The sequence below is a fragment of the Mesorhizobium caraganae genome, from assembly GCF_016836705.1.
Lineage (GTDB): Bacteria > Pseudomonadota > Alphaproteobacteria > Rhizobiales > Rhizobiaceae > Mesorhizobium > Mesorhizobium caraganae.
The window spans coordinates 294,657-320,474 of record NZ_JAFCGY010000003.1 but is presented as its reverse complement, the minus strand read 5'-3'; the positions used below and the strand labels follow the sequence as shown (position 1 = coordinate 320,474).

Genomic DNA, 25,818 nt, shown 5'->3' with positions numbered 1-25,818 from the left:
CGACGTGCCGCGATCACTCTAGGTCGAAAACACTGTGCGGCCCGCTACCAGCGTTTGCAAGACCATGCCCTGCAGCCGCGCGCCTTCGAAACAGGTGTTTTTCGAGCGCGAACGGATACCGCTTTCGCTGACGATCCAGGGTTCTTCCAGATCGACGACTGCAAGATCAGCCGGCGCGCCAGGCTTCAGCGTGCCGCCGGGCAGGCCGAACAGTTTGGCCGGTGCCGTGGACAGCGTCTCGACCAGCCTGAGCAGCGGCACATCGCCATTGTGGTAGAGCCGCAGTGCTGCGCCCAGCAACGTCTCCAGCCCGATGGCGCCGGCAGCGGCATCGGCGAAGGGCAGGCGCTTGGTGTCGACATCCTGCGGGTCGTGCGACGAGACGATGATGTCGATCGTGCCGTCCTTGACCGCTTCGATCATCGCCAGCCGGTCCTCCTCGGCGCGCAGCGGCGGCGTCAGCCGGAAGAAGGTGCGGTATTCCCCGACATCGTTCTCGTTGAGTGACAGATTGTGGATCGTGACGCCTGCCGTGACATTGGCTTGGTCGGCTTTCGCCCGCCTCACGGCTTGCGCTGCCATTTCCGTCGAAATCTTGGCCGCGTGGTAGGTGCCGCGTGTCAACCGCGCCAGGGCCAGGTCGCGCTCCAGCGGGATGGACTCGGCCTCGCGTGGAATGCCGGCGAGGCCGAGCCAGCTGGCATAGAGGCCTTCATTCATCACGCCTGCCGAGGCGAGATCGCCATCCTGCGTCTCATGCGCGATGACGCCGCCGAAATCGCGGGCATAGGTCAGGGCCCGGCGCATCACCAGCGCGCTGGATATTGTATGCCGGCCGTCGGTGAAGGCGACCGCGCCGGCCTCGCGCAGCAGGCCGAACTCGGTCATTTCGCGACCGGCAAGGCCCTTGGTGATCGCCGCAGCCGGGAAGATATTGACGATTGCGGTGTCCCTGGCGGTGCGCAGCACGAATTCGACCAGCGCGACATTGTCGATCACCGGGTCGGTGTCGGGCATCATGACGACGGAGGTGACGCCCCCGGCCGCCGCCGCAACGCTTGCCGATGCAATCGTCTCGCGGTGTTCGCCACCGGGCTCGCCGATAAAGACGCGCGCATCGATCAGGCCGGGGATAATCGTCTTGCCGGCGCAGTCGACGACTGTGGCTCCCGCCGGCACCCCCTGGTTCAGGGCAGCCTTGCCGGCAGCAACGATCTTGCGGCCCTCGACGACGACGGTGCCGACTTCATCGATGCCCCGCGACGGGTCGACGATACGAGCGCGCTCAAAGACCGTCGTGCTCATGCGCCACGGCCCTCTGCGTTGCGGCGGGGATCCAGCAGCGCTTCCATCACCGCCATGCGCACGGCGACACCCATTTCGACCTGTTCCTGGATGACACTTTGCGGGCCGTCAGCGATTTCGGACGCGATCTCGACACCGCGGTTCATCGGTCCGGGATGCATGACCAGAGCGCCATCCTTGGCCGCCTTCAGCTTTTCGGCATCGAGGCCGAAATAGCGGAAATATTCACGCACCGACGGCACGAAGGCGCCTTCCATGCGCTCGCGCTGCAGGCGCAGCATCATCACCACGTCGGCGCCTTTCAGCCCTTCAGCCATCGAGCGCGAGACGATGACACCCATTTTCTCGATGCCGGACGGCAACAGCGTGGATGGCGCGACGACCCGCACCTGCGCGCCGAGCGCGTTCAAGAGCATGATGTTGGAGCGCGCCACGCGCGAATGCAGGATGTCGCCGCAGATCGCCACGATCAGCTTCGACAGCGGTCCCTTGGCGCGGCGGATGGTCAGCGCGTCGAGCAGCGCCTGCGTCGGGTGCTCATGTGCGCCGTCGCCCGCGTTGACCACCGAGCAGCCGACTTTCTGTGCCAGAAGCGCGGCGGCGCCCGCCGACTGGTGGCGGATGATGAGGATGTCAGGGCGCATGGCATTAAGCGTCATCGCCGTGTCGATCAGCGTTTCGCCCTTCTTCACCGAAGAACTCGCCACCGACATGTTCATGACGTCGGCGCCAAGCCGTTTACCGGCCAGCTCGAACGACGATTGCGTGCGGGTCGATGCTTCGTAGAAAAGGTTGATCTGGGTGCGGCCGCGCAGCGTCGAGGTCTTTTTCTCGGATTGCCGGGAAATGGCGACGGCGCGATCGGCCCGGTCGAGCAAAAGCTCGATATCGGCGGGGGAAAGATCGCGGATGCCCAGAAGATGGCGATGAGGATAAAGCGGCAGGGACGAAGCGTCGGTCATCTCAAGGCGCTGCTATAGGGGGGAGAATTCCTTGCCGCAAGCGCCAGCTTGGGATTGCGGCCTTTCTCCCCGGTATTTTCGTCGCGCGCTCCGGCAAGCTTGGGCTATATCTAGCCGATGGCTTCGGATTCGAAGCCTTCGTAACGTAAGGACTGTCCGTGACCGACGACGTGACCAACCAGCCGCCGCCGCTGACGGGCGGCAACGCCTGGCGGGGCGATCCGTTGCTGATCCAGCTCGCCGAACGCTTTTCCGATCCGGTGCGCAAGGATCTCGACGGGCTTGGCCGCTTCGTCCTGACACAGGAAGCGCAGGAGCTGGCGCGTCTTGCCAATGTCGAGACGCCCAAGCTCCGCACGCATGACCGCCAGGGCCGGCGGATCGACCAGGTCGAATTCCATCCGGCCTATCATGCGCTGATGCGGCGCTCGGTCGCCGGCGGGCTGCATTCCTCGATCTGGGAGAATGGCGACAGCGAGATCGGCCGCCGCCATCAGGTGCGCGCCGCGCGTTTCTACCTGACAGCCGAGCTCGAAACCGGGCACCTGTGCCCCATCACCATGACCAGCGCTTCGCTGGCCGCGTTGATGGCCAGCCCAAAGCTGTTTCGCGAATGGGCGCCGCGCGTGACGACGCGCAAATACGACCAGAGCCAGAAGCCGCCGGTCGAAAAGACCGGGCTGACGCTCGGCATGGGCATGACCGAGAAGCAGGGTGGCACCGACGTGCGCGCCAACACCACACGGGCCGAGCGCGCCGGCAGCGGTTTTTATCGCCTCACCGGCCACAAATGGTTCATGTCGGCGCCGATGTCGGACGCTTTTCTCGTGCTTGGACAGGCGCCGGAAGGGCTTTCCTGCTTTCTCGTGCCGCGCATTCTCGGTGATGGATCCGGCAACGGTTTCCGCTTCCAGCGGCTGAAGGACAAACTCGGCAACCGTTCCAACGCCTCGTCAGAGGTGGAATTCGTCAATGCCATCGGCGAGATGGTCGGCGAGCCCGGCGCCGGGGTGAAGACGATCATGGACATGGTCACCTTGACCCGGCTCGACTGCGCCGTCGCCTCGTCGGCGATCATGCGTGCCGGCTTGGCCGAGGCCGTCCATCATACCCGCCACCGCCAGGTGTTCGGTTCGACGCTGATCGAACAGCCGCTGATGCAGCGCGTGCTGGCCGACATGGCGCTCGATGTCGCCGCCGCCACAGCGCTCTCGTTCCGGCTGGCCCGTTCTTTCGACGAGGCGGCCAGCGACCGCGGCGAGGCGGCCTTTGCCCGCGCCATGACGCCGGTGGTCAAATACTGGGTCTGCAAGATCGCGCCGCCACTGCTCTATGAGGCGATGGAATGCCTCGGCGGCAATGGTTATGTCGAGGAAGCGCCGCTCGCGCGCTACTATCGCGAAGCCCCGGTCAACGCGATCTGGGAGGGCTCCGGCAATGTCATGGCGCTCGACGTGCTGCGCGTGCTTGGCCGCGCGCCCGGCCTGTTCGAGGAGGTGCTGGCCGGCATCGATCGCGATCTCGGCGCCGGCGGACGCGGCACCATCGGCGTGTTGAAGGCGGCCATGCAGGTCGCCGGCACGGATGAGGGGTCGGCCCGCCTGCTCACCGAACAGCTGGCGCTGTCGGCGGCAGCGGCGGAATTGCGCCGGCTGGGGGCAGGGCGGATTGCGGATGCCTTTGTCGAGACGCGGCTCGCCGGCCAATGGCGCAACACTTATGGCATGCTCGATTCACGCCATGACGCGCGCATGATCATCGACACGCTCTATCCGCCGGTCAACTGAGGCCGGCTGCACAGCCTATCACCGCGAATTTACCGCAGCCTGTGGATGGACGTTAACCTTAACAAATGGTTTCCATTGCAGCGGCGGGCCGCAAAGCCCACTGTCTTTGTCACCAAAGCAGGGATGCCATGCGGCCCATTTTGACCTCTTTTCTGGCCTTGCACTGGGCGGTAGTTTTCGCCCTGCTGGCGTTCATCTGTATGGATGGAAACCGCGGCGTTGCGGGCGCTCTGGGGGTGCTCGGCGTCGTCGTGGAAAACACCCGTCTGGTCGATCTCGACAACGCTGCCGTCGTGGCGCCGCTGGCCATCGCCTTGCTGGTCGTCGCGGTGTTGTTTTGTTGGGTCTTCATCGAGAGTTTGGTTAACGCCGCAGCGAGCCCCGACGGAGCCGACAGCGTGGCGCGGACTGCCTTTATTTCCGCATCCGCCGTCCTGTCGCTGATCCTGATCGGCGGCGCCGCGCAAGGCATCAACGGCCTGTTCATGGTTGTGGCCGTGCAACTGGCGGCACTTCTGGCCTCTTACGTCGCCATGCATGCCGAGCGGAGGTCGGTTTTGGCCGTCGCAGTTTCGCGCGAGGTCGAGAGCCGCGCCACTGCGCACGCTATGGCACAAGGCGCCGCGCACGGCTCCTTGCTGTCGCGCATTTCCGGCCGGCCGGACATTGGTCCCAGGGATGGCGGTCCCAGGGATGGCAGTCCCAGAGATGGTGGCCATAGAGGCGGCTCCAGCCGCAGGGACGGTCACTGATGCGCACGCTGTTCGCATTGTGGGCCGCCCCACTTGCTCTGTTCTGGGGCTGGTTCTTCCTGTCGCTCAACGATATCAATTTCGGCTACGTCATGCTCAGCCGGCAGCTCCACGACGTCGTGTTCCAGCTCTACGGCCAGATGCTGGGCATCGACCCGGCAATCATTCCGGGCATGGTGGCAAGAGCCTGCGTCTTTGACGGATTCCTGTTGATGGCATTGTGGGCGTTCCGGCGCCGCCGCAACATCGCCGCCTGGATCAGGCGCCAGACGGGAAGTCCGGTTCCGTCCGATCGGATGAGCCAAGCGACTGGAGTCGATCTAAAGCTCCCTGCAGAATAAAGGCGGCGGCCGCCGAATCGATCTTGCCGGCGCGCTTGGCGCGCGAGAAATCCATTTCGATCAACGTCCGCTCGGCGGCGACCGTCGACAGCCGCTCGTCCCACAGCACGAAGGGCAGGTCGGTCACGCCTGCCATGTTGCGCACGAAGGCGCGCGATTTCTGGGCGCGGGGACCTTCCGACCCGTCCATGTTGATGGGAAGGCCGAGCACGAACGCGCCGATATTGTCCTTCTGCAGTTGGGCAAGCAGCGCCGCCGCATCCAGCGAAAACTTCTTGCGCAGGATCACCGGGCGCGGATGGGCGAAGGACAGGCCCCGGTCGGAAACGGCGACGCCGATCGTCTTGTCACCTAGATCTAGCCCGGCCAGCGTCCTGCCGCCTTCCAGGCGTGCCGGCAGATCCTCGATTGCTATGATGCCCAACGGCTTTCCCCAAAAACCAGTTTTACCGTGACAAAGCACCTGACACGTTCTTTTGAACCAGCAGCACACTATGTCACTTTAATTTCGCAGCCGGCGTTCTATCTTCCGGCGCAACCAAAATCGAGGAAAACGATTGATGAAATTGACCTGGTACGGACATTCGGCCTTTCGCATCGAGACATCAGGCGCGACCATCCTGATCGACCCTTATCTCATCGGCAATCCGTCATGGACGGGCGGCTGGGAGGGGCCTGCGGAGGGTGTCACCCATGTGCTTTTGACCCACGGCCACAATGACCATGTCAGCGGCGCGGTGGAGGTGCTGAAGAAGAGCGGTGCCCAGCTGGTCGCCAACTACGAGATCTGCATGTACCTGGTCGGCAAGGGGGTCGACGGCAACAAGATCAATCCCGGCAATCTCGGCGGCACCGTCGATTGTGGCGCCTTCACCACGACCTTTGTCCAGGCGCTGCATTCCTCGTCGTTTGGCCTCGATGGCGGCCAGAACGTCTATCTCGGCAATCCGGGCGGGCTGGTCCTGCATTTTCCGGAAGACAAGACGCTCTACCACATGGGCGACACCGACATCTTCTCCGACATGGCGCTGATCAACGAATTGCACGAGCCGAAGATTGGCATCGTGCCGGTCGGCGACCGCTTCACCATGGGCGGTGCGGTGGCGGCCCTTGCCTGCCGGCGCTTCTTCCACTTCGACACGGTCGTACCCTGTCACTTCGGCACGTTCCCGATCATCGACGCAACGGCGGAAAAGTTCGTTGCGGGCCTCGAAGGATCAGGTGTTGACGTGGCCTTGCCAGCAATCGGCCAAACGATCACACTGTAGAGCGATCGTTTGGACGATCCCTTGTCGCAAAAGGGAATGAAACCATGGGTTTGAGAAGGACTCTTTGTGTGTCGATGCTGGTTGCGGCGTCACCCGCATCGGCCGCCGAGGACTTCATCAAGGGCGTCTATCTCCAAACCCAGGAGCTTTGTGCGCAAGCAAAAAAGGATAGGCTGCAGACGCTGATCGACGCCGGCAATGTCATCTTGTCGGCGGACGGACTGCAAAGCGTCGAGTACAATTGCGAGTTCGTCCAGGTCACCAAGGCGACGGGCTCGCCGAGTTGGGCGGTCACCGCCATCTGCCAGGAGCCGGGCTTTCTTTTTCCCGACGTGCTTTCGATCACGCAGATGAACGCGACGCAAATCGACATCGTCTCGGTGCGCCCGACCGCCGACGAAGGCGAGCAGGCCGGCAATGGCGGCAGCTATTACCTGTGCGATGGCGTGTCCCTGCCTTAGAGCAATTCCAGGAAAAGTGTGGAGCGGTTTTCCCGGGAAAAGCGCATAGCGCTTTCCCTTGGGAATTGCGTAAAACAAGAAGGCTGAAATTTGCTTCCGGCGAGATGATGCACCGCACACATCCGCATGCTAGCGTGAACCTATGGGGATGCTGAAACGGATGGGTTTGCAGGGAGAGCGGCCGGTGTTCCGGAAGCTCGAACTGCATGTCGCGCATGGCTGCAACCTGGCCTGCGAAAGCTGTTCGCACTATTCCAACCATGCCCATTCCGGCACGGTGTCGCTCAAGGATGCCGACCGCTGGATGGGGCTGTGGAGCCGGCGCGTCTCGGTCACCCGGTTTTCCCTGCTTGGCGGCGAACCCACCATCCATCCGCACTTGCCGCAATTTGTCGGTCTGGTGCGGCGGCATTGGCCGCACACACAGATCGAGATCGTCTCGAACGGCTTCTTCCTGCATCGCCACCCGACGCTGCCAACCATCCTTGCGGCGGACTCGGATGCCCGCCTTGTCATATCCGTGCATCATGATTCCGAAGAGTACCGCGACCGGTTGAAACCGGTCTTCGCCTTGCTGGAGCAATGGCGGCAGGAATACGGATTCGTCGCCAGAGTGCGTCCAGCGCACAAGAACTGGACCCGGCGCTACGAAGGTTTTGGCGACACTATGCTGCCGTTCGAGGATGGCGACCCGCGCGCCAGCTGGGAGGCCTGTCCGGCTCGTCACTGCAAGCAGCTTCTCGATGGGCGCATCTGGAAATGTGCTCCCTTGGCCTATCTGCCGATGCAGAAGGCAAAATACCGGCTTTCCGACAAATGGGATGGCTATCTCGCCTATCGCCCGCTCGAACCGGATTGCTCCAACGCCGAGCTGAAAGACTTTGCCGCGCTCGAGGATGAGGACGCCTGCGGTATGTGTTCGGTGAAGGAGCGGCTGTTCGAATTGCCGCTTCCGCTGCGTCAGAGGAAGGCCCGGGCCGGCACTGCAGCGCGGCCCTGAGCACGATCGATGTTGCGCGGCACGCGCCGCGCCGCTATAGCGCCATCTGGTTTTCCCAAAGGCTAAAGACATGTCCGTTGATCTGCAGACAGTGAAGCGCGTCGCGCGTCTCGCCCGCATTGCGGTGAGCGAGGAGGATGCCGAGCGCATGACCGGCGAGTTGAACACCATTCTGGGCTTCGTCGAGCAGCTGAACGAGGTCGATGTCTCCGGCGTCGAGCCAATGACCTCGGTGACGCCGATGGAGATGAAGAAGCGCGAAGACATCGTCACCGACGGCAACAAAGCCGCCGACATCGTCGCCAACGCGCCGGCCACCGAAGAGAATTTCTTCCTCGTGCCGAAGGTCGTGGAGTAGGCGGCCGATGGCAATCGAGATCGCCATCGAAACGCCGTTGCAGGACGATGTCCGCGCTTTGGTCGAGGAGCTCAACGCGACGCTGCTCGAACTGACGCCGCCGGAGCACTGTTATCACCTGACGGTTGAGCAGATGGCCGGCGCAGACACCACCGTCTTCATAGCCCGCGACGACGGGCAGGCCATCGGCTGTGGCGCGCTGAAGCGCCATGATGCGACCGTCGGCGAGGTGAAGCGCATGTATACGCGGCCCTCGCATCGCGGCAGGAAGATCGGCGCCAAAATCGTCGAGCGGGTCGAGACGCTGGCGCGTCAAGAAGGATTGAAGCGCCTGGTGCTGGAAACCGGCGACCGCCATCCCGCGGCATGGGCCGTCTACGAACGCGCCGGCTTCTCGCGCTGCGGTCCGGTGCTGGATTATCCCGATTCCGAGTGGTCGGTGTTTTACGAAAAGAGCCTTTGATGAGCGAACTGACCCATCTGACGATTTCGCAGGCCCGCGCCAAGCTGCGCGGCAAGGAGATTTCCGCCGCCGAGATCACCGAGGCATATCTTTCGGCCATCGAGCGCGCCAATCCGGTGCTCAACGCCTACATCGTCGTCACCGGCGACAAGGCGCGCGACATGGCTAAGGCCTCGGATGCCAAGCTGGCGAAGGGCGAGGGCGGTGCGCTGGAAGGCATTCCGCTCGGCATCAAGGACCTGTTCGGCACCGAGGGCGTCCACACCCAGGCCTGCAGCCATGTGCTGGATGGCTTCAAGCCGCGCTACGAATCGACCGTCACCGCCAACCTTTGGGCCGACGGCGCCGTCATGCTGGGCAAGCTCAACATGGACGAGTTCGCCATGGGCTCGTCCAACGAGACCTCCTATTACGGCCCGGTCGTCAATCCGTGGCGGCGCTCGCGCCTCGACACGGTGGTGATGCCGACCACGCATCAGGGCGATGGCGGTTTCGTTTCGGCCGGCGGCACCAAGACCGCACGCATTTTGGACAACGCGCAGCTGGTGCCGGGCGGTTCGTCGGGCGGCTCGGCTTCGGCCGTTTCGGCTTTCCTGTGCGCCGGCGCTACGGCCACCGACACGGGCGGCTCGATCCGTCAGCCCGCCGCCTTCACCGGCACCGTCGGCATCAAGCCGACCTATGGCCGCTGCTCGCGCTGGGGCATCGTCGCTTTCGCCTCCTCGCTCGACCAGGCCGGCCCGATCGCCCGCGACGTGCGCGACGCCGCGATCCTGTTGAAGTCGATGGCCTCGGTCGATGCCAAGGATACCACTTCGGTCGACCGTCCGGTACCGGATTACGAGGCGGCGATCGGCAAGCCGATCAAGGGCATGAAGGTCGGCATTCCCAGGGAATACCGCGTCGACGGCATGCCGGAAGAGATCGAGGCGCTGTGGCAGAAGGGCATTGCCTGGCTGAAGGATGCCGGCGCCGAGATCGTCGACATTTCACTGCCGCACACCAAATATGCTTTGCCGGCTTATTATATCGTCGCGCCGGCCGAAGCGTCGTCCAACCTCGCCCGCTACGACGGTGTCCGCTACGGCCTGCGCGTGCCAGCCAAGGACATCGTCGACATGTATGAAAAGACCCGCGCCGCCGGTTTCGGCCGCGAGGTCAAGCGCCGCATCATGATCGGCACCTATGTGCTGTCGGCCGGCTATTACGACGCATACTATTTGCAAGCGCAGAAGGTGCGCAATCTGATCAAGCGCGACTTCGAGACCGTCTTTGCCGCCGGCGTCGACGTCATCCTGACACCAGCGACGCCGTCCGCCGCCTTTGGCATCGCCGACGAGGACATGGCCGCCGATCCGGTGAAGATGTATCTCAACGACATTTTCACGGTGACCGTGAACATGGCCGGCCTGCCGGGCATCGCGGTACCAGCCGGCCTCGACGCCAAGGGCCTGCCGCTCGGCTTGCAGCTGATCGGCCGTCCCTTCGATGAGGAAACCCTGTTCCAGACGGCTGCCGTCATCGAGCAGGCGGCGGGAACCTTCCAGCCGGAGAAGTGGTGGTAGCATGCCGCCCCCGTCTCGCATTTCCATCGTCGAGACGGGAGACGAATTGCTGATCACAAACCCACCACGCACCTCGGATTTTAGGACAGGCTTTGTCCTGATCGGGGCCGCGATCGTAGCCTACACCGGCTATATGGGATTGAGAGACACGTCGCCCGCAACGCTCACCAGCGGCACTCTCGGCCTGCTGTCGTTCGTGGCGATCATTGCCCTGTTCACCTATTTCCTCGGCAAGGATTTTATCTGGCTGGTGTTCGGCAAGGAAACGCTGCGGCTGACCAACGCCGCAGCCGTGCGCGACATCAGGGGTTCTTTGCAAAATCGTTCGTCATTGCCTTTGAAAGGGCACCTTAAGGTCGAAATCCTCGACCATACCTATCCGACGGATGAAACGGGACTGTCGGAAGTCATCAGATTGACCAACGCGGATGGCGTCCTTGTTTTCGGCAGGGAGTTGAGCCGTCCCGAGGCCGAGGCTGTGGCGAGTGCGGTCGAGCACTTCATCGGCCGTCAAAATTCGAGCTGGCGATAGGCAGGCAATGTTCTTCTATCTCTCCAAGATCTTCTGGTTCTTCGTCCAGCCGCTCAATCTGGCGATCTTCCTGCTGCTGGCTGGTTTGCTCGCGGCGCTGATCGGCCGTCGGCGGCTCGCGGCCACCGGCAGTGTGCTCGCCTTCCTCATTCTAGCGCTGTCAGGCTGGACGTCGCTTGGGGCCATGATGCTCAATCCGCTCGAAGAGCGCTTTCCCAAGCCACCGCTGCCGCAGAAGGTCGATGGCATCGTCGTGCTCGGTGGCGGTTTCGAGGGCGCCATCAATCTGGTGCGCGGCGGCTATGAGCTGAATTCCGGCGGCGACCGCATGGTCGAGACAGCGATCCTCGCCCGGCGCTTTCCTGAGGCAAAGGTGGTTGTCTCCGGTGGCACCGGCGAATTGTTGCTGGAAGGCGAGGGCGATGCGGCCACCGCACCACGCCTGCTCGACGCGCTCGGCGTCAGCGCCGATCGGCTGGTGCTCGAGAACAAATCCCGCAACACCTATGAGAATGCAGTCTTCAGCAAGGAATTGGTGACGCCGAAGCCGGGCGAGACCTGGCTGCTGGTGACCTCGGCCTTCCATATGCCGCGCTCCAAGGCGCTGTTCGACAAGGCCGACTTTCCGACGATCCCGTGGCCTGTCGACTATCGCACCTCGGGAAAGGAAGGCTTTGGCCTGTTTCGCGACAACGCACCGGATTCGCTGCAGACCACCACCACGGCGATCCGCGAGTGGATCGGGCTTGCCGCCTATTGGCTGTCGGGCCGGATCGACCAGCTTTTCCCTGGCCCGGGCGGCTGACCGATGACTGCTTCTCTGGCGGCCGAGAAGAACTGGCGCCGCACCAGAACCGCCAGAAGCAGCAGCGTTGACAAAACGAACACGACCGGGTCGACGAACCAGCCGAGATAGCCGATCGAGAAGAACACGGCGCGCAGGCCTGAGTTGAAATGCTTGCCGGCCAACATGTTCATGCGCGCCGCGCGCCACACCGCCGTTTCGCTGACCGGGTTGCGCGAGGCCTCGCCATGCGCGATCGGCACCGCGCCGATCAGGATCGTGCAGTAATTGAAGAGACGATAGGCCCAGCCGAACTTGAAGAAGGCGAAGGCCAGGATCAGCACCAGGCCGAAGACCTTGATCTGAAAGGCCGAGCGCGATGAGGTCGCGTTCAGCGGTAGGTCGTTCAGCACGGCAAGCACCTGATCCGAGGCGCCGAGCAGCGCAAAACAGCCGCCGAGCGCAATCAGCGAACTCGAGGCGAAAAAGGCGGTGCCTTGCTGCAGGCCGCTCATGATGGCGGTGTCGACGATGCGGATCTCGCGCTCGGCCATGGTGCGCATCCAGGCCTCGCGCTGCACATTCATCGCCATCGTCAGCGACACCCGGCTGACAAGCTTCCCGTCGGACGCCAGCGTATGCAGCACCCATGCAAGGAGGAAGAAGGCCAGCGCCGCGAGATCGGCCGTCGAAAGATGGAAGGAATCGCCCATGCAGTCCTTTTACCACAGGCTAGGCGCCCGTTTCGACGGCTGGCTCAGGCCGGCAAAGGCGCAGCCATGTGCAACGCCTCGATGACGCTGTCAGTCCTGGTGATCCATCCGAAAGCGTGTTCGAAGTTCCACAGCGTCGACTGGCGGTTGAAGTCGGGACCCGAATGGTTCATCGCGTCCTCGACCAGGATCGGCCAGAATTCCAGCATGTAGGCGTCGCGCGCGGTGGCATCGACGCAGACGTTGGTGGCGACGCCGGTGAACAGCAGATTTCGGATCTTGCGGGCGCGCAGATACGCTTCGAGGCCAGTGTTGCAAAAGCCGCTGTAGCGCGATTTGCGGATGATTTGGTCGCCCGGCTCGGGCTTCAGCGCGTCGACGATCTGCCAGTCCCAGCTGTTGTCGATCAACAGCCTGCCGGCAAGCTCGGGACGCTCGCGCATCATGACCATCCCCAGTTCCTTGTGATGGTTCGGAGACGAGGGACCTCCCGCATCGCTGAGATCGGGCTTGTACGACATCTGCAGGTAAATGACGCCGACGCCGGCCTCGCGTGCCGCCTTGAGCAGGCGCCTGTTGGCGTCGATTGCCGGCGCGGCGCCGGATATGTCGAAGCCGGCGAGGTCGAACATGCCCCCTTTCGAGGCAAAGGCGTTCTGCATGTCCACCACGACGACAGCGGTCTCGGCAGGCGCGATGCGCACCGGCTGCGGCCTGGCATTCAACGTAAGCACGGCTTCCTCCCTTGCAAATGAGAAGCGAGGCCAAACGCGGCGGGCCTGCGATAGGCAGAATAGCCGCGCCGTCACGGTCGAGCAATCAATGTCGCTGCCGGAGCAAACAAGGTCGGCGGGTGCAGCGCGGCATTTGTCAAAACAGCACAAACATCATGGAAGTCCTATATGTAGGTCTTGATCCCATTCCCGGAGACGGCGCAGCGTGTTCCTTTCGGTTTTCGACCTGTTCAAGATCGGCATCGGGCCGTCGAGTTCGCACACGATGGGGCCGATGACGGCGGCGCGGCGGTTTCTCGACGAGATCGCCGGCGATGACTGGCCACGCCCGGCCGGCGTCAAGGTCGATCGGATCGGCGCCAGCCTGCACGGCTCGCTCGCCTATACCGGCATCGGCCATGGCTCGGACCGCGCCGTTGTTCTCGGCCTTGCCGGCCTGACACCGCAGACAGTCGACCCCGATCAGGCCGATACCATCGCCACGCGCATCGCCGCCGAGAAGCGGATTTCGCCGCCCGGCCATCCCTCTTATCGCTTCGATCCGGCGACGGATCTGGTGCTCGACAGGAAGACGCCGCTCACCGGCCATGCCAACGGCATGGCGTTCTACGCCTACGATGCCGGCGACCGGTTGCTGCTCAAGCGCATCTATTATTCGATCGGCGGCGGCTTCGTGGTCTCGGAAGAAGAGCTGCAGCGGATGAAGGTGAAGGGCTCGGTGACGACCGAAGGCAAAAAGGTGCCTTACCCCTTCAAGAACGCTGTCGAGATGCTGAAGATGGCCGGCAAAAGCGGGCTGTCGATTGCCGATATGAAGCGCGTCAACGAAGAGGCGCATATGTCGCGCGAGGAGCTCGACAGCGGCCTCGACGCCATCTGGGGCGCCATGAAGGGCTGTATCGACCGCGGCCTGTCGCGGGACGGCATCATGCCGGGCGGCTTGAAAGTGCGCCGCCGCGCCCGCATGCTGCACGACAAGCTGCAGGAGCAGTGGCAACAGAACAAGCCCAACCCCTTGCTCGCCAATGACTGGCTGTCGATCTACGCCATGGCGGTGAACGAGGAGAATGCCGCTGGCGGCCGCGTCGTCACCGCGCCGACCAATGGCGCGGCCGGTACGCTGCCGGCCGTGCTGCGCTACTGGCTGCATTTCCATCCCGAGGCCGACCAGCCGAGCATCCGCGACTTCCTGCTGACCGCCGCAGCCGTCGGCGGCATCATCAAGACCAACGCTTCGATCTCCGGCGCCGAAGTCGGCTGCCAGGGCGAGGTGGGTTCGGCCTCGGCAATGGCCGCGGCTGGCCTCTGCGCCGTCATGGGCGGGACGCCCGAGCAGGTCGAGAACGCCGCCGAGATCGCGCTCGAACACCATCTCGGCATGACCTGCGATCCGGTCGGCGGCCTGGTCCAGGTGCCCTGCATCGAGCGCAATGCGCTTGGCGCTGTCAAGGCGGTGACGGCTGCCTCGTTGGCCATCAAGGGCGACGGCATCCATTTCGTGCCGCTCGACGCCGCGATCGAAACCATGCGTCAGACCGGCCTCGACATGAACGAGAAGTACAAGGAAACCAGCCTTGGCGGCCTCGCCGTCAATGTCGTGGAATGTTGAAGGCTCAACGCCACTGGCACTGTGGAGAAGTCGGGCAGGGCCGTTGACGCAACCGCGCGCCGGACTAAACCTTAAGCGATGGCACTCAATCTCCTAAAACTGTGCGTCGGTTGCGACAGCGTCGAGGATCTCGAAGAGTGGATCGCCTTCCGCCTCGACGAGCGGCGGCGGGCCGGCGAGCCGGCCGAACACTGGCACACGACCCGCATGGTGCCGACGCGCGGCGCCGAGGTCACCGATGGCGGCTCGCTCTATTGGGTGATCAAGGGTAGCGTCCAGTGCCGCCAGCTGATCACTGATATCAGGCCCTTCACCGATGACGAAGGCATTGGTCGCTGCCGCCTGATGCTCGGCCTCGAAGTGGTTCGCACCGACTGGCAGCCTCGCCGCGCCTTCCAGGGCTGGCGCTACCTGAAACCGTCGGATGCGCCGGCCGATATCGGAAAGGGCAAGGCCGGAATGGTCGAGATGCCGCCGAAGCTGAAGCGCGAGCTCGCAGATCTCGGTCTGCTCTAGCGCCTGGGCCGGGCGTCCTGCCCACTGTGCGATCGCTGGCCCTTTATCTTGTCCCAGACTGGACTTGCAAGCGGCCGGGCAACGCCACATCTTGCTTCTTATGAGCGACAAGAAGCAGCCAGTGCCCGCAAAGGCCAGTTCTGCGCCGGTCAAGCCTCAATCCAATGCCGGCGAGATCGACGCCTTTATCCGTCAGGCGCGGTCGCTTGCCGCGTCCGCGACCGGCTCCGGGCGGCTGATCCTGGCGCTCGACGCGACGATGAGCCGCCAGCCGACCTGGGATCTCGCCACCAAGCTGCAAGGCGAAATGTTCGATGCCGCCGGCAAGGCCGGAACCCTCAGCGTCCAACTTGCCTATTTTCGCGGGCTGGGCGAATGCCGGTCATCGGCCTTCGTTGCCGACACCGATGCCTTGAAGACGCTGATGACGCGCATCGTGTGCCGCAGCGGCACCACCCAGATCGGCAAGGTCCTCACCCATGCGCTGAAGGAGACGGCGAAGGCGAAGGTCAGTGCGCTGGTCTATATCGGCGACGCCATGGAAGAGAATATCGACGACCTGGCGCAGAAGGCCGGCAGCCTAGGCCTGCACGGCGTTCCCGTCTTCGTCTTCCAGGAAGGTCATGATTCCGGCGCAGAAAAGGCGTTCAAGGAGATCGCGCGGCTGTCCAAAGGGGCCTGGTTCCGGTTCGACCGGCGGGCTGCCGCGACCCTGGCCGGACTGCTTTCAGCCGTTGCCGTCTATGCGACCGGTGGATTGAAGGCGCTCGAGGCAAGGGACCGGCCGGGAGACCGGCTGTTAATCGAGCATCTGCGGGGCGGCAGGAATTGATGGGCGCTATCATTGCAATTGTTGCACTGTTTCTGGTGCTGCTTGGCGCGGCGACGATCTTCGTCCGCGCCGACCCGCAAAAACTGGCGAGCGGCATGCGCACGCTCGGCCCGGTGCTTCTGGCGCTGGTTGGCCTCGCCATACTGGTGGTCGGCCGCGAAGGCATAGCCGGCCTCATCCTGGCCGGGGCCCTTGCCTGGTATGGTTCGGTGCGGATGAAGCGGCCCACGGTCAAGCCGGCGCCCGGCAAGCGCTCGACGGTGCGCACAGCGGCGCTGGAGATGGAACTTGATCACGATACGGGCGGGCTTGAAGGCCTGGTTCTGGCGGGCCGCCATGAAGGCAAGATGTTGGGCGCGATGGGTCTGCCCGAACTGCAGCAGCTTTACCGCGAGCTCCCCGGCGATCCGGAGAGCCGTCAGTTGCTAGAGACGTATCTTGACGGCCGTTTTCCCGTCTGGCGCAAAGACGCTGAGGCGAACGGTGGCGAAGGGCTGGGTGTTGCGCCAGGTGCGGGCGCCATGACTAAGGAGGAGGCCTACAAGGTCCTTGGTCTTGAAGCGGGGGCCGCCGCGGCGGATGTCCGCAAGGCGCACCGCCGCCTGATGCAGCGCCTGCACCCCGACATCGGCGGCACGTCTTTCCTGGCGGCGCGGATCAACGAAGCCAAGGACGTCTTGCTCTCCAATCACAACTAGTTCTCCTTCGACGCAGTAAATTTCCGGGAGATGGTCCTCGACGCCGCCCTACTGTTGGACGGCGTAGCAGGTAATTTTCTTCTTCTTCAAAGCGTTGCAGGCATTCCAGGCCGCATCCTTCGAACCGAAACCGCCGAAGCGGGCGCGGTAATAGGTTTCGCCATCCTTGTCGAAAGCGACCGTAAAACCGGAGGCAGATGCAAGGATCTTCGGCGCCTGCTTGGCGGTCTTGTCGAGGAAAGCCTGGGCTTCGGACTGTTTGGGCGAAGACGCCACCTGTACCGCCCAACCGGACGGCACCGAGGCGGTGTTGACCGGATCGACCGCCGGAGGCGATGCTGGCGTGGGCTCGGCGTAGGCCGCGACCATTTGTGCCGTTTCGACCTTGGGCGCCGCCACGATGACGGTCTTTACCTTCCTGGTCTTGACGACGGGTGCGGGTTCTTCGACCGCAGCCACCGTTTGTTCGTCAGCAGACTGCTCGTCAGCAGATGTCGGATCGTCGTTGGACGCTACCGCATCGTCTTCAACCATCGGCTTGTCGTCGGGCGTCGGCGCGTCATGCTTGGGCAACAGCACGTTGGCCAACGCTTTGATCGGATTGTCGCCACCAGCCTTGGCGATCAGGGCGCCGCCGCCGCGGGTGGAGGCGCGCGGCATATAGGCGTTGATCAGCCCGGCCATCTGGTTGTCGCGGCTGCGGCCCGAGGTCCCGCCCATGACGACGGCAACGAGGCGGCGGTTGCCGTCCGAAACCGATGAGACGAGGTTGAATCCGGAGGCGCGGGTATAGCCGGTCTTGATGCCGTCGACGCCCTTGATGCGCCCTAGCAGGCGGTTGTGGCCGTTGATACGCTGGCGTCCGTAGAGAAAAGAGCGCTGCGAGAAATAGCCGTAATACTGTGGGTAATGTTCCCGCAGCGCGATGCCGAGCATCGCCATGTCGTGGGCGGTGGTGAACTGGCCGGGATCGGGCAGGCCGTTGGCATTGCGAAACACGGTGCCGTCCATGCCGAGCTGCCGCGCCTTGGCCGTCATCATGCGGGCGAAATTGCTCTCGCTGCCGCCGAGCAGTTCGCCGAGCGCGGTCGCCGAATCATTGGCCGACTTGGTCACCATCGACAGGATGGCGGTCTCTACCGAAACCGCTCCGCCGGCCTTGACGCCGAGTTTGGTCGGCGGCTCGGCCGCCGCTTTTGCCGAAAACGGCACCGGTGTGTTCTTGCTGATCCGCCCCTTCGCCATGGCTTCGAAGGTCAGATAGAGCGTCATCATCTTGGTCAGCGACGCCGGGTAGCGCCGGCCATTGGCATCGGACGAATAGAGCACCTTGCCGGTCTTGGCATCGACGACGATCGCCGACGACCTGGCGGCCATCGACGATGCGGCGTCCGCAACGACGAATGACATCGCCAAGGCGAGGATCATGATCGTTTTGAGGGGAGATGCGGATTTTGAACCGAAGACCGACAACGCCTGACGCACTGATAGTTCCTTTGAAACTCATTGCCCTGGAGGCGGCAAAGGGATCCGACCTCACTTCCCGTCAACCTATCGCGGCCTGCGTTACCAATCCGTTTATGGTAACCGGCGCGTTCACCATTTTCCTCGGGCTTGAGCCTTTCTTTATTCGAATTTTAGCTGTTGTCGGGCAGCGCGCGGCGTTTGCGGGCCAAATCTTGACTTTTGTGCAGCGCACAATATACTCTCCTGCATTGCACAACGGCGCTCAGGCAAGGGCGCTTCAAAACCGTCAAGGGAAACGTGAAATGACCCAGACCTATGAGGACTTCTCGAAATACGGCAAAGAGTTTGCCGACACCGGATTGAAGAGCTTCGCTTCGCTCTCCAAGGGCGCCCAGGCGATCGCCACCGAAGCTGGCGAATACACCAAGAAGAGCTTCGAAGCCGGCAGCGCCGCGGTCGAAAAGCTGATCTCCGCCAAGTCGCTGGAAAAGGCGATCGAAATCCAGTCCGACTTCGCCAAGCAGAGCTATGAGAGCTTCGTTGCCGAGGCCACCAAGTTCGGCGATCTCTATGCCGAGCTCGCCAAGGAGGCCTACAAGCCCTTCGAATCGATTGTCGCCAAAGCGAAGTAATTTCGCTCCAAAATACCAGGCACGGCCTTTCGGGCTTGCAAAACAGACCCGGTCGCGGATGCGCGGCCGGGTTTTTTCATGCCGGTTTCAATTCCGGGGCTTTGGCGGTTCACGATTTTGAAAATCGCCTCGGTTTGCCCACCTAGCCATATTGTCAGCTAACAAGAAGGGCTTAAAATCGTCCATCGAACACCTACATGTCGAACTCGCATGGGGATTCGAAAGAGGCAGGATTACGTGACGATCGGTTTGACTGCCACGGCAAGCGTGGTGCGGATGCAAAGTGACGGCGACGGCAATGAGGCCGGTCGCGGCACGGCCGTCATCACGCGCACGAAAACCAAGACCAAGAAGCCCAGCCTTTATCGGGTCCTTATCCTCAACGACGACTACACGCCCATGGAGTTCGTGGTTCACGTCCTGGAGCGTTTTTTTCAAAAGGACCGCGAAGCCGCCACACGCATCATGCTTCATGTTCACAATCATGGAGTGGGCGAGTGCGGGGTCTATACATTCGAGGTGGCCGAGACCAAAGTGTCCCAGGTCATGGATTTCGCCCGACAGAATCAGCATCCGCTGCAATGCGTGATGGAGAAGAAGTGAGGTAACATGCCGGCTTTCTCCCAAGGCCTGGAAAAGGCGCTTCACCAGGCGCTGACGCTCGCCAATGAGCGGCACCATGAATATGCAACCCTTGAACATCTGCTACTCGCGCTCATCGACGACACCGAGGCGGCCGCAGTCATGCGCGCCTGCAACGTCGATCTCGACGAGCTGAAGCACACCGTTCTCACCTATATCGACACCGAGCTCGACAATCTCGTCACCGGTTACGATGAGGATTCCAAGCCGACCGCCGGCTTCCAGCGTGTCATCCAGCGCGCCGTGATCCATGTGCAGTCATCCGGCCGCGAGGAAGTGTCCGGCGCCAACGTGCTCGTTGCCATCTTTGCCGAGCGCGAGAGCCATGCCGCCTATTTCCTGCAGGAACAGCAGATGACCCGCTACGACGCGGTCAATTACATCTCGCACGGCATCGCCAAGCGCCCCGGCGCTTCGGAGACGCGCTCGCCGCGCGGCGCCGATGACGAGCAGGGCGGCCAGAACGGCGCCGAGCCGCAGGAGGAAGGCGGCAAGAAGAAGCAGCAGCAGGATGCGCTGACCGCTTATTGCGTCAACCTCAACAACAAGGCCAAGGCCGGCAAGATCGATCCGCTGATCGGCCGCGAGAGCGAGATCAACCGCACCATCCAGGTGCTGTGCCGCCGCTCCAAGAACAACCCGCTCTATGTCGGCGACCCCGGCGTGGGCAAGACGGCGATCGCCGAAGGTCTGGCCAAGCGCATCGTCGAAGGCGACGTTCCCGAAGTGCTGCAGGACGCCACCATCTTCGCGCTCGACATGGGCACGCTTTTGGCCGGCACCCGCTATCGCGGCGATTTCGAGGAGCGGCTGAAGCAGGTCGTCAAGGAGCTCGAGGATTATCCGGGCGCCGTGCTGTTCATCGACGAGATCCACACCGTGATCGGTGCCGGCGCTACCTCGGGCGGCGCCATGGATGCGTCGAACCTGTTGAAGCCGGCGCTGTCTTCGGGTGCGATCCGTTGCATCGGCTCGACCACCTACAAGGAGTTCCGCCAGTTCTTCGAGAAGGACCGCGCTCTGGTGCGGCGCTTCCAGAAGATCGACGTCAACGAGCCGACCATCGAGGATGCCATCGAAATCATGAAGGGCCTCAAGCCCTATTATGAGGAGTTCCACAAGGTGAAGTTCACCAACGAGGCGATCAAGGCTTCGGTGGAACTGTCGGCCCGCTACATCAACGACCGCAAGCTGCCTGACAAGGCGATCGACGTGATCGACGAGACAGGCGCCTCGCAGATGCTGGTGCCGGAGGCCAAACGCAAGAAGACGATCGGCATCAAGGAGATCGAAGCCACGATCGCCACCATGGCCCGCATCCCGCCGAAGACGGTCTCGGCCGACGACGAGAAGGTGCTGCAGGGTCTCGATATCGAGCTGAAGCGCGTCGTCTATGGTCAGGATACCGCGATCACCGCGCTGACCTCGGCGATCAAGTTAGCGCGTGCCGGCCTGCGCGAACCGGAAAAGCCGATCGGCTCTTACCTGTTCTCGGGTCCGACCGGCGTCGGCAAGACCGAAGTGGCCAAGCAGTTGGCTGCCTCGCTCGGCGTCGAACTGATCCGCTTCGACATGTCGGAATATATGGAACGCCACACCGTTTCGCGGCTGATCGGCGCGCCTCCCGGCTATGTCGGCTTCGACCAGGGCGGCCTTTTGACCGACGGCGTCGACCAGCATCCGCACTGCGTGCTGCTGCTTGACGAGGTGGAGAAGGCGCATCCCGACCTGTTCAACATCTTGTTGCAGGTCATGGACCACGGCAAGCTGACCGACCACAACGGCAAGCAGATCGACTTCCGCAATGTCATCCTGATCATGACCACCAATGCCGGCGCATCCGATGCGCAGCGCGCGGCGATCGGTTTCGGTTCGACCAAGCGTGAAGGCGACGATGTCGAGGCGATCAACCGGCTGTTCACGCCGGAATTCCGCAACCGTCTCGATGCGATCATCCCGTTCGGCTCGCTGCCGGTGCCCGTCATCCATCAGGTGGTGCAGAAGTTCGTCATGCAGCTCGAGGCTCAGCTCTCCGAGCGTGGTGTCACCTTCGACCTGTCGCCGGACGCGATCGCCTGGCTCGCCGACAAGGGCTATGACGAGCGCATGGGTGCGCGGCCGCTCGGCCGGGTCATCCAGGAGCACATCAAGAAGCCGTTGGCCGACGAGGTGCTGTTCGGCAAGCTCAAGAAGGGCGGCACGGTGCGCGTCACCGTCGAGAAGAAGGAAACCGGCGAAACCGGCCTGAAGCTCGAATCGCTGGCCGACGAAGCCCCAGTGCAGCCGAAGCAGGAGCCGGAAGAGGCGCCGAAATCCCGCAAGGCGGTGGCCAAGAAGCCCGTCGCCAAGAAGGCGGTGGCGCAAAAGCCCAAGGGCAAGGACGAGCCTGAGCCTAAGGGCAAGGACGGCGGCAAGCGCAGCCTGGTGCCGCAACTGCCACGCAAGGGCTAAAAATTCGCCAATGAAAAGGCCCCGGTGACGGGGCCTTTTTTCATGGCTGGCCGGTTTGCCGAAACAGCGCCCCTGCTTTCAGGTCAGATGCGTTCAGGTCATATGCTGTCAGGTCAGGCGGCGACGCCGTCGGGTGCGAAGCGGGCCAGGAAATGACCGCACGCCTTCCAGATGGCAATCGAGATCAGCACGCTCGCATAGCCGTCGACAGCATAGTGCCAACCAAGGACAACCGAGCCGACCATGATGATTGCGGCGAATGCCCACATCAACACGCCAACCAACCGTGAGCGGCGTGCTGCATAAAGAGCGAAAAGCACCGCCATCGCCACATGCATGGACGGGAAGGCGGATATACCGAGACTGCCTGGGGTCGCCCCGATGTAGCCGCTCCACAAAATGTCCTGCGTGCTCAGCGCCCAGATCGGATAGATGCGATCGGCAGCAGCGAGCGCTTGCATCAGGGGATGGTAGTCGCTGCCCAGCCCCAGTCGCTCGTAAAAGCACGGCCCTGCTGAAGACATGCCCATTGCCAGGAAGAACCCCCCCAGTATCCATACGAGCATGAAGCTCATCAGGAACTGGTGGCGCAGCTTCGTGTCCTTGCGCGTGATGCAAGCGATGAAGACCGAGGCGATAAGGACGACGAACCAGGAATTGTAAGCCAGGTTGAACAGTCTTACGGCCAGCGGCGACTGGACGATAAACCACAGCCATTCATGGGGAGCTCGACCGAAATGCAGCGCCCGGTCGGCCTGGGCCAATGCGTGGTCCCATGCGAATGGCGAAAGGATCGCGACCGCGCCTTTCAACACACCGAAAGCGGATATGAGCGCAATGCTCGCAGCCAGACCATTGAGGCTGTTGGCGTTGCGCTCGGCGTCGCCGAAGAAGTCACCCATCGATCTCAGAAAAGTGCCGAGCGGTTCGCGGTCCCGCTTGATGAGCGCAAGGTGAAAAAAACTGCCGAGCGCGAAGGCGCAGCCGCCTATCCAGAAAGCGAAGAGAAGGTATAGGGCGTAGTCTTCCAGCACGCTGAAATCCGGCATGTTTCCGGTACGCAGGCCGACCGCGGCTGCCAAGAGCAAGGCAGCGATGGCCATCACGTGCAGCAGCCGGTGTCGCCGGTATGCGTCCGCCAAGATACTCAGAAAGACCCGCCCGGCACCTGCTTTTGCCAACGGTTCTGATGTCGCAACCGAATTTTCCACGATTTTTGAAAACCCAAACGCACCACGGTACGGCTAGTTACCATGGCGTGGTTTGATACTTTCCTAACCGACGCGGTGGAATTTGCCCAAGCGCACCGTCTTGAGGCACCCCGGCTTCAACCGTTCAGCACTGCCCGGATCTTGGCCGCGTTCTCAGCCAGCACTTCGGGCTTCTCCATCTGTCCCGTGTGCGGCTTGAGCGCGATGCCTTCGAATCGCGGGATGACATGGACATGCAGGTGATAGACGGTCTGGCCAGAGGCCGGTTCGTTGAACTGCAGGACGGTGACGCCGTCGGCGCCGAATGCTTTTTTGACCGCCAGCGCCACCTGCTTAACGACCGTGAACAGCGGGCCGAGCGTCGACGGATCGGCATCGAGCAGATTGCGCGACGGCGCCTTCGGCACAACCAACGTGTGCCCAGGCCCTTGCGGCATCACATCCATGAAGGCCACCACCGCATCATCCTCGTAGACGCGGTGCGAGGGGATTTCGCCGCGCAGGATCTTTGCGAAGATATTGCTAGGGTCGTAGGTCATGGCGGCGCTCCGGGAGTATGCTCCCGGTGTAGCGAAGGCGCCCCAGACCGGCAAGATGGTCAGGCGAGATCGACGATCCCGGCTTGGACCAGGGCGCGGTGGAAACGCCGTTTTTTCGTCGAGGTGAGGTCGAAATAGACGGCCGGGTCGTCGTTAAGCAAAGCTGCACGGGTGGCGAGACCGGATCGAGACCGCTATTCCTCAAGGTCCTTGCGGAAAGGCGTGTGCTCTTCCAGAATTTCGCCCATTCGCTCGACTTCGCGCCGCTCACGCCGGAGATAATCGGCCACTGCGTTGCGCAGGCCGGGATGCGCAATGTAATGCGCCGAATGCATGGTCACGGGACGGTAGCCGCGCGCCAGCTTGTGCTCGCCCTGCGCACCCGCCTCAACCACCTTCAGCTTGCGCTCGATGGCGAAGTCGATGGCCTGGTGGTAGCAGACCTCGAAATGCAGGAAGGGGTGGTCCTCGATGCAACCCCAATTGCGCCCGTAGAGCGCATCGGAGCCGATGAAGTTGATGGCGCCGGCGATATAGCGGCCATTGCGTTTGGCCATCACCAGCAGGATGTCGTCGGCCATCCGCTCGCCGATCAGCGAGAAGAACTTGCGGTTGAGATAGGGCCGGCCCCATTTGCGGCTGCCGGTGTCCATGTAGAAGGCAAAGAAATCGTCCCAGGCCTTTTCGGTCAGGTCCTTGCCGGTCAGCCGGTCGATCGAGATGTCGTTGGCGAGCGCCTCGCGGCGTTCCTTCTTCATCGCTTTGCGCTTGCGCGATGCCAGCGTGGCGAGGAAATCGTCATAGGTCGAAAAACCTTCGTTGAAGAAATGGAACTGCTGGTCGGTGCGGTGCAGGAAACCGGCTGCTTCGAGCGTCGCGACGTCGCTTTCCTGTGCAAAGGTGACATGCGCTGAGGACACACCGAGCTTTTCCGTCACCGCCTTCAGGCCCGCCGCGAGACCAGCTTTAACAGTCGCGCTATCCTCGCCCCTGCTGACCAGCAGGCGGGGGCCGGTGACAGGGGAGAACGGCACGGCGCACTGCAATTTTGGATAGTAGCGGCCCCCGGCGCGCTCGAATGCATCCGACCAGCCATGGTCGAAGACATATTCGCCCTGGCTGTGCGATTTGAGATAGCAAGGCACCGCGCCCAGCAGCCGGCCTTGCGCATTTTCCAGCCTGAGATGATGGCCCTGCCAGCCGGTGCGCCGCACGGCGCAGCCGGAATCCTCAAGCGCGCTCAGAAAAGCGTATGAAATCAGAGGGTTGTAGCCGTTTTCTGTGCCGCCGCGCGTGGTGCCGGCAAAGCCGCTCCACTCATCGCAGGTGAAGGCATTAATTCCAGCGGCGATGCGGATGGAAAACTCCGCATTCGCCGTTTGTCCATCGCCTTCGTCACCCTGATCCATGAGACTTATTTAAGCTCTGTGCGGGCCGCTACAAGTCACGTTTGAGGTACTTGGCTCAAGCGACTTTGACCAGATCGGGTTCGAACCCTTCGAAGGTCATTTGGTCGGCATATTTGAAGGTGAGATCGACCGCCGGCTGGTCATGCACCGTCCAGGTGATCACAGGCATTTTCAGCTTTTCGCGCACGAAGCTGACAAACGGGTTCGGCAAATCGCCCGCGGCATAGGAGGTGAAGGCAAGGTCGTGCGCCAGCATGGCGAAATGCGCCTCGATCAGCTGGTTGTCCCTTCCATAGGCCGTGAGCCCGCCCGGAATGCCCGGGGCATCTTTGGGGAAATCGCGGACGAGCCAATGGTCGAACGACATGATCGCCGCCTTGCCCCTGTAGCGTTTGAGCATCTTGCCGACGCTGGCCACCAGTCCCTCGTCATAGCCGGGCACGCCCTTCAGTTCGACGACCAGCGGCACGCGACCGTCGACTAGGTCGAGCACTTCCTGCAACGTCGGCACATGGTCCTTGGTGCCGCCGATCCTGAGTGCCGCCAGTTCCGCCGCCGTGCGTTGCCAGACGAAGCCGTCCTGACCGGTCAGCCGCTTCAGGTCCCCGTCATGCATGATGACGGGAACGCGGTCGGACGACAGGTGCACGTCGCATTCGATCGCATAACCGCGCTCGGCGGCCGCCGCGAAGGCCGACAGCGTGTTCTCCCAGCGCGTCTTGTTCATGTCGTGGAGGCCGCGATGCGCGACGGGGCGGGCGGTCAGCCAGGAAAGGTCGGTCATGGT

28 protein-coding genes are annotated in these 25,818 nt (G+C 62.8%); 18 read left to right on the top strand and 10 right to left on the bottom strand.

Annotated elements, in window-relative coordinates; genetic code table 11:
- Positions 1-18: 18 nt before the first annotated feature.
- Both JQK88_RS11495 and JQK88_RS11490 read right to left on the bottom strand, forming a co-directional pair.
- Entirely contained in the window at positions 19-1,305 is a 1,287-nt protein-coding gene (locus JQK88_RS11495; RefSeq protein WP_203278358.1) for a dihydroorotase, read from the bottom strand.
- Positions 1,302-2,267, bottom strand: coding sequence for an aspartate carbamoyltransferase catalytic subunit (locus tag JQK88_RS11490; RefSeq protein ID WP_112395347.1), 966 nt, complete (start codon positions 2,265-2,267; stop codon positions 1,302-1,304). The genes JQK88_RS11495 and JQK88_RS11490 overlap by 4 nt, the downstream gene beginning before the upstream one ends.
- Positions 2,268-2,425: 158 nt before the next feature.
- Here JQK88_RS11490 and JQK88_RS11485 point away from each other — a divergent pair, with 158 nt between their 5' ends.
- The 3 genes from JQK88_RS11485 (at position 2,426) to JQK88_RS11475 (ending at position 5,147) form a co-directional block, all read left to right on the top strand.
- On the top strand, positions 2,426-4,054 hold the full coding sequence (locus JQK88_RS11485; RefSeq protein WP_203278357.1) for a DNA alkylation response protein: 1,629 nt from the start codon (positions 2,426-2,428) through the stop codon (positions 4,052-4,054).
- 128 nt (positions 4,055-4,182) lie between these two features.
- Positions 4,183-4,806, top strand: a complete 624-nt coding sequence (locus JQK88_RS11480) for a hypothetical protein (RefSeq protein WP_203278356.1) — start codon at positions 4,183-4,185, stop codon at positions 4,804-4,806.
- A complete protein-coding gene (locus tag JQK88_RS11475) occupies positions 4,806-5,147 on the top strand; it encodes a DUF6105 family protein (protein ID WP_112561608.1) in 342 nt (113 codons plus the stop codon). Before JQK88_RS11480 ends, JQK88_RS11475 begins: the two co-directional genes overlap by 1 nt.
- Here JQK88_RS11475 and ruvX read toward each other — a convergent pair.
- Positions 5,065-5,571 carry a Holliday junction resolvase RuvX gene (ruvX, locus tag JQK88_RS11470; RefSeq protein WP_112561609.1) on the bottom strand — a complete coding sequence of 169 codons (507 nt, stop codon included), beginning with the start codon at positions 5,569-5,571 and terminating at the stop codon, positions 5,065-5,067. The genes JQK88_RS11475 and ruvX overlap by 83 nt on opposite strands.
- A gap of 136 nt (positions 5,572-5,707) precedes the next feature.
- On the opposite strand from ruvX, the gene JQK88_RS11465 reads away from it, so the two are divergent.
- From JQK88_RS11465 to JQK88_RS11430, 8 genes are all read left to right on the top strand, one after another.
- Positions 5,708-6,415: a metal-dependent hydrolase gene (locus tag JQK88_RS11465; RefSeq protein ID WP_203278355.1), complete on the top strand. Its 708-nt coding sequence runs from the start codon at positions 5,708-5,710 to the stop codon at positions 6,413-6,415.
- A 74-nt stretch (positions 6,416-6,489) separates the two neighbouring features.
- Complete coding sequence (locus JQK88_RS11460; protein ID WP_246749813.1) at positions 6,490-6,876, top strand: hypothetical protein; 387 nt, start codon at positions 6,490-6,492, stop codon at positions 6,874-6,876.
- A gap of 160 nt (positions 6,877-7,036) precedes the next feature.
- On the top strand, positions 7,037-7,876 hold the full coding sequence (locus tag JQK88_RS11455; protein ID WP_246501616.1) for a radical SAM protein: 840 nt from the start codon (positions 7,037-7,039) through the stop codon (positions 7,874-7,876).
- Positions 7,877-7,946: 70 nt separating this feature from the next.
- The gene (gatC, locus tag JQK88_RS11450; protein ID WP_192253830.1) at positions 7,947-8,234 is read left to right on the top strand and encodes an Asp-tRNA(Asn)/Glu-tRNA(Gln) amidotransferase subunit GatC; all 288 of its coding nucleotides are present in this window, start codon (positions 7,947-7,949) and stop codon (positions 8,232-8,234) included.
- Positions 8,235-8,241: 7 nt separating this feature from the next.
- Positions 8,242-8,697, top strand: a complete 456-nt coding sequence (locus JQK88_RS11445) for a GNAT family N-acetyltransferase (protein ID WP_192253832.1) — start codon at positions 8,242-8,244, stop codon at positions 8,695-8,697.
- Complete coding sequence (locus JQK88_RS11440; RefSeq protein ID WP_192253834.1) at positions 8,697-10,262, top strand: amidase; 1,566 nt, start codon at positions 8,697-8,699, stop codon at positions 10,260-10,262. The genes JQK88_RS11445 and JQK88_RS11440 overlap by 1 nt, the downstream gene beginning before the upstream one ends.
- A gap of 46 nt (positions 10,263-10,308) precedes the next feature.
- Entirely contained in the window at positions 10,309-10,794 is a 486-nt protein-coding gene (locus JQK88_RS11435) for a hypothetical protein (protein ID WP_246501617.1), read from the top strand.
- Between the two features lie 7 nt (positions 10,795-10,801).
- Complete coding sequence (locus tag JQK88_RS11430; RefSeq protein WP_192253838.1) at positions 10,802-11,599, top strand: YdcF family protein; 798 nt, start codon at positions 10,802-10,804, stop codon at positions 11,597-11,599.
- On the opposite strand, the gene JQK88_RS11425 is transcribed toward JQK88_RS11430, so the two are convergent.
- Entirely contained in the window at positions 11,548-12,291 is a 744-nt protein-coding gene (locus JQK88_RS11425; protein WP_203278354.1) for a DUF599 domain-containing protein, read from the bottom strand. The two genes, JQK88_RS11430 and JQK88_RS11425, sit on opposite strands and share 52 nt — an antisense overlap.
- Before the next feature lie 44 nt (positions 12,292-12,335).
- Positions 12,336-13,025, bottom strand: coding sequence for a cysteine hydrolase family protein (locus JQK88_RS11420; RefSeq protein ID WP_192253840.1), 690 nt, complete (start codon positions 13,023-13,025; stop codon positions 12,336-12,338).
- Positions 13,026-13,230: 205 nt separating this feature from the next.
- Here JQK88_RS11420 and JQK88_RS11415 point away from each other — a divergent pair, with 205 nt between their 5' ends.
- The 4 genes from JQK88_RS11415 to JQK88_RS11400 all read left to right on the top strand — a co-directional run bounded on the left by JQK88_RS11415 (position 13,231) and on the right by JQK88_RS11400 (position 16,680).
- Positions 13,231-14,634, top strand: a complete 1,404-nt coding sequence (locus tag JQK88_RS11415; RefSeq protein ID WP_203278353.1) for an L-serine ammonia-lyase — start codon at positions 13,231-13,233, stop codon at positions 14,632-14,634.
- Between the two features lie 78 nt (positions 14,635-14,712).
- Positions 14,713-15,150, top strand: a complete 438-nt coding sequence (locus tag JQK88_RS11410; protein WP_203278352.1) for a DUF1489 family protein — start codon at positions 14,713-14,715, stop codon at positions 15,148-15,150.
- A gap of 100 nt (positions 15,151-15,250) precedes the next feature.
- Positions 15,251-15,982 carry a VWA domain-containing protein gene (locus tag JQK88_RS11405; RefSeq protein ID WP_203278397.1) on the top strand — a complete coding sequence of 244 codons (732 nt, stop codon included), beginning with the start codon at positions 15,251-15,253 and terminating at the stop codon, positions 15,980-15,982.
- The gene (locus JQK88_RS11400) at positions 15,982-16,680 is read left to right on the top strand and encodes a DnaJ domain-containing protein (RefSeq protein ID WP_203278351.1); all 699 of its coding nucleotides are present in this window, start codon (positions 15,982-15,984) and stop codon (positions 16,678-16,680) included. The genes JQK88_RS11405 and JQK88_RS11400 overlap by 1 nt, the downstream gene beginning before the upstream one ends.
- Positions 16,681-16,728: 48 nt before the next feature.
- On the opposite strand, the gene JQK88_RS11395 is transcribed toward JQK88_RS11400, so the two are convergent.
- On the bottom strand, positions 16,729-18,108 hold the full coding sequence (locus tag JQK88_RS11395; RefSeq protein ID WP_210328164.1) for an SPOR domain-containing protein: 1,380 nt from the start codon (positions 18,106-18,108) through the stop codon (positions 16,729-16,731).
- Between the two features lie 341 nt (positions 18,109-18,449).
- Here JQK88_RS11395 and JQK88_RS11390 point away from each other — a divergent pair, with 341 nt between their 5' ends.
- The 3 genes from JQK88_RS11390 (at position 18,450) to clpA (ending at position 21,872) form a co-directional block, all read left to right on the top strand.
- On the top strand, positions 18,450-18,779 hold the full coding sequence (locus tag JQK88_RS11390) for a phasin family protein (protein ID WP_112561625.1): 330 nt from the start codon (positions 18,450-18,452) through the stop codon (positions 18,777-18,779).
- Between the two features lie 276 nt (positions 18,780-19,055).
- Positions 19,056-19,382: an ATP-dependent Clp protease adapter ClpS gene (clpS, locus tag JQK88_RS11385; protein ID WP_023671012.1), complete on the top strand. Its 327-nt coding sequence runs from the start codon at positions 19,056-19,058 to the stop codon at positions 19,380-19,382.
- Positions 19,383-19,388: 6 nt separating this feature from the next.
- Positions 19,389-21,872 (top strand): ATP-dependent Clp protease ATP-binding subunit ClpA, encoded by a 2,484-nt coding sequence (gene clpA, locus JQK88_RS11380; RefSeq protein ID WP_203278350.1) that lies wholly within the window; start codon positions 19,389-19,391, stop codon positions 21,870-21,872.
- A 113-nt stretch (positions 21,873-21,985) separates the two neighbouring features.
- Here clpA and JQK88_RS11375 read toward each other — a convergent pair whose 3' ends face one another.
- The 4 genes from JQK88_RS11375 to JQK88_RS11360 form a co-directional block, all read right to left on the bottom strand.
- Entirely contained in the window at positions 21,986-22,975 is a 990-nt protein-coding gene (locus JQK88_RS11375; protein WP_246749804.1) for a phosphatase PAP2 family protein, read from the bottom strand.
- Positions 22,976-23,199: 224 nt separating this feature from the next.
- A complete protein-coding gene (locus JQK88_RS11370; RefSeq protein ID WP_203278349.1) occupies positions 23,200-23,622 on the bottom strand; it encodes an HIT family protein in 423 nt (140 codons plus the stop codon).
- A gap of 194 nt (positions 23,623-23,816) precedes the next feature.
- Complete coding sequence (locus JQK88_RS11365; protein ID WP_203278348.1) at positions 23,817-25,031, bottom strand: GNAT family N-acetyltransferase; 1,215 nt, start codon at positions 25,029-25,031, stop codon at positions 23,817-23,819.
- Positions 25,032-25,086: 55 nt separating this feature from the next.
- Entirely contained in the window at positions 25,087-25,815 is a 729-nt protein-coding gene (locus JQK88_RS11360) for a glycerophosphodiester phosphodiesterase (protein ID WP_192254346.1), read from the bottom strand.
- Between the last annotated feature and the right edge of the window lie 3 nt (positions 25,816-25,818).

Bases quoted from the DNA above. Each gene is read 5' to 3' on its own strand.
- JQK88_RS11495 (WP_203278358.1), bottom strand. From the start codon at position 1,305: ATGAGCACGACGGTCTTTGAGCGCGCTCGTATCGTCGACCCGTCGCGG.
- JQK88_RS11490 (WP_112395347.1), bottom strand. From the start codon at position 2,267: ATGACCGACGCTTCGTCCCTGCCGCTTTATCCTCATCGCCATCTTCTG.
- JQK88_RS11480 (WP_203278356.1), top strand. From the start codon at position 4,183: ATGCGGCCCATTTTGACCTCTTTTCTGGCCTTGCACTGGGCGGTAGTT.
- JQK88_RS11475 (WP_112561608.1), top strand. From the start codon at position 4,806: ATGCGCACGCTGTTCGCATTGTGGGCCGCCCCACTTGCTCTGTTCTGG.
- JQK88_RS11465 (WP_203278355.1), top strand. From the start codon at position 5,708: ATGAAATTGACCTGGTACGGACATTCGGCCTTTCGCATCGAGACATCA.
- JQK88_RS11460 (WP_246749813.1), top strand. From the start codon at position 6,490: ATGCTGGTTGCGGCGTCACCCGCATCGGCCGCCGAGGACTTCATCAAG.
- JQK88_RS11455 (WP_246501616.1), top strand. From the start codon at position 7,037: ATGGGTTTGCAGGGAGAGCGGCCGGTGTTCCGGAAGCTCGAACTGCAT.
- gatC (WP_192253830.1), top strand. From the start codon at position 7,947: ATGTCCGTTGATCTGCAGACAGTGAAGCGCGTCGCGCGTCTCGCCCGC.
- JQK88_RS11445 (WP_192253832.1), top strand. From the start codon at position 8,242: ATGGCAATCGAGATCGCCATCGAAACGCCGTTGCAGGACGATGTCCGC.
- JQK88_RS11440 (WP_192253834.1), top strand. From the start codon at position 8,697: ATGAGCGAACTGACCCATCTGACGATTTCGCAGGCCCGCGCCAAGCTG.
- JQK88_RS11430 (WP_192253838.1), top strand. From the start codon at position 10,802: ATGTTCTTCTATCTCTCCAAGATCTTCTGGTTCTTCGTCCAGCCGCTC.
- JQK88_RS11425 (WP_203278354.1), bottom strand. From the start codon at position 12,291: ATGGGCGATTCCTTCCATCTTTCGACGGCCGATCTCGCGGCGCTGGCC.
- JQK88_RS11410 (WP_203278352.1), top strand. From the start codon at position 14,713: ATGGCACTCAATCTCCTAAAACTGTGCGTCGGTTGCGACAGCGTCGAG.
- JQK88_RS11405 (WP_203278397.1), top strand. From the start codon at position 15,251: ATGAGCGACAAGAAGCAGCCAGTGCCCGCAAAGGCCAGTTCTGCGCCG.
- JQK88_RS11400 (WP_203278351.1), top strand. From the start codon at position 15,982: ATGGGCGCTATCATTGCAATTGTTGCACTGTTTCTGGTGCTGCTTGGC.
- JQK88_RS11395 (WP_210328164.1), bottom strand. From the start codon at position 18,108: ATGATCCTCGCCTTGGCGATGTCATTCGTCGTTGCGGACGCCGCATCG.
- JQK88_RS11390 (WP_112561625.1), top strand. From the start codon at position 18,450: ATGACCCAGACCTATGAGGACTTCTCGAAATACGGCAAAGAGTTTGCC.
- clpS (WP_023671012.1), top strand. From the start codon at position 19,056: ATGCAAAGTGACGGCGACGGCAATGAGGCCGGTCGCGGCACGGCCGTC.
- clpA (WP_203278350.1), top strand. From the start codon at position 19,389: ATGCCGGCTTTCTCCCAAGGCCTGGAAAAGGCGCTTCACCAGGCGCTG.
- JQK88_RS11375 (WP_246749804.1), bottom strand. From the start codon at position 22,975: ATGGCCATCGCTGCCTTGCTCTTGGCAGCCGCGGTCGGCCTGCGTACC.
- JQK88_RS11370 (WP_203278349.1), bottom strand. From the start codon at position 23,622: ATGACCTACGACCCTAGCAATATCTTCGCAAAGATCCTGCGCGGCGAA.
- JQK88_RS11365 (WP_203278348.1), bottom strand. From the start codon at position 25,031: ATGGATCAGGGTGACGAAGGCGATGGACAAACGGCGAATGCGGAGTTT.
- JQK88_RS11360 (WP_192254346.1), bottom strand. From the start codon at position 25,815: ATGACCGACCTTTCCTGGCTGACCGCCCGCCCCGTCGCGCATCGCGGC.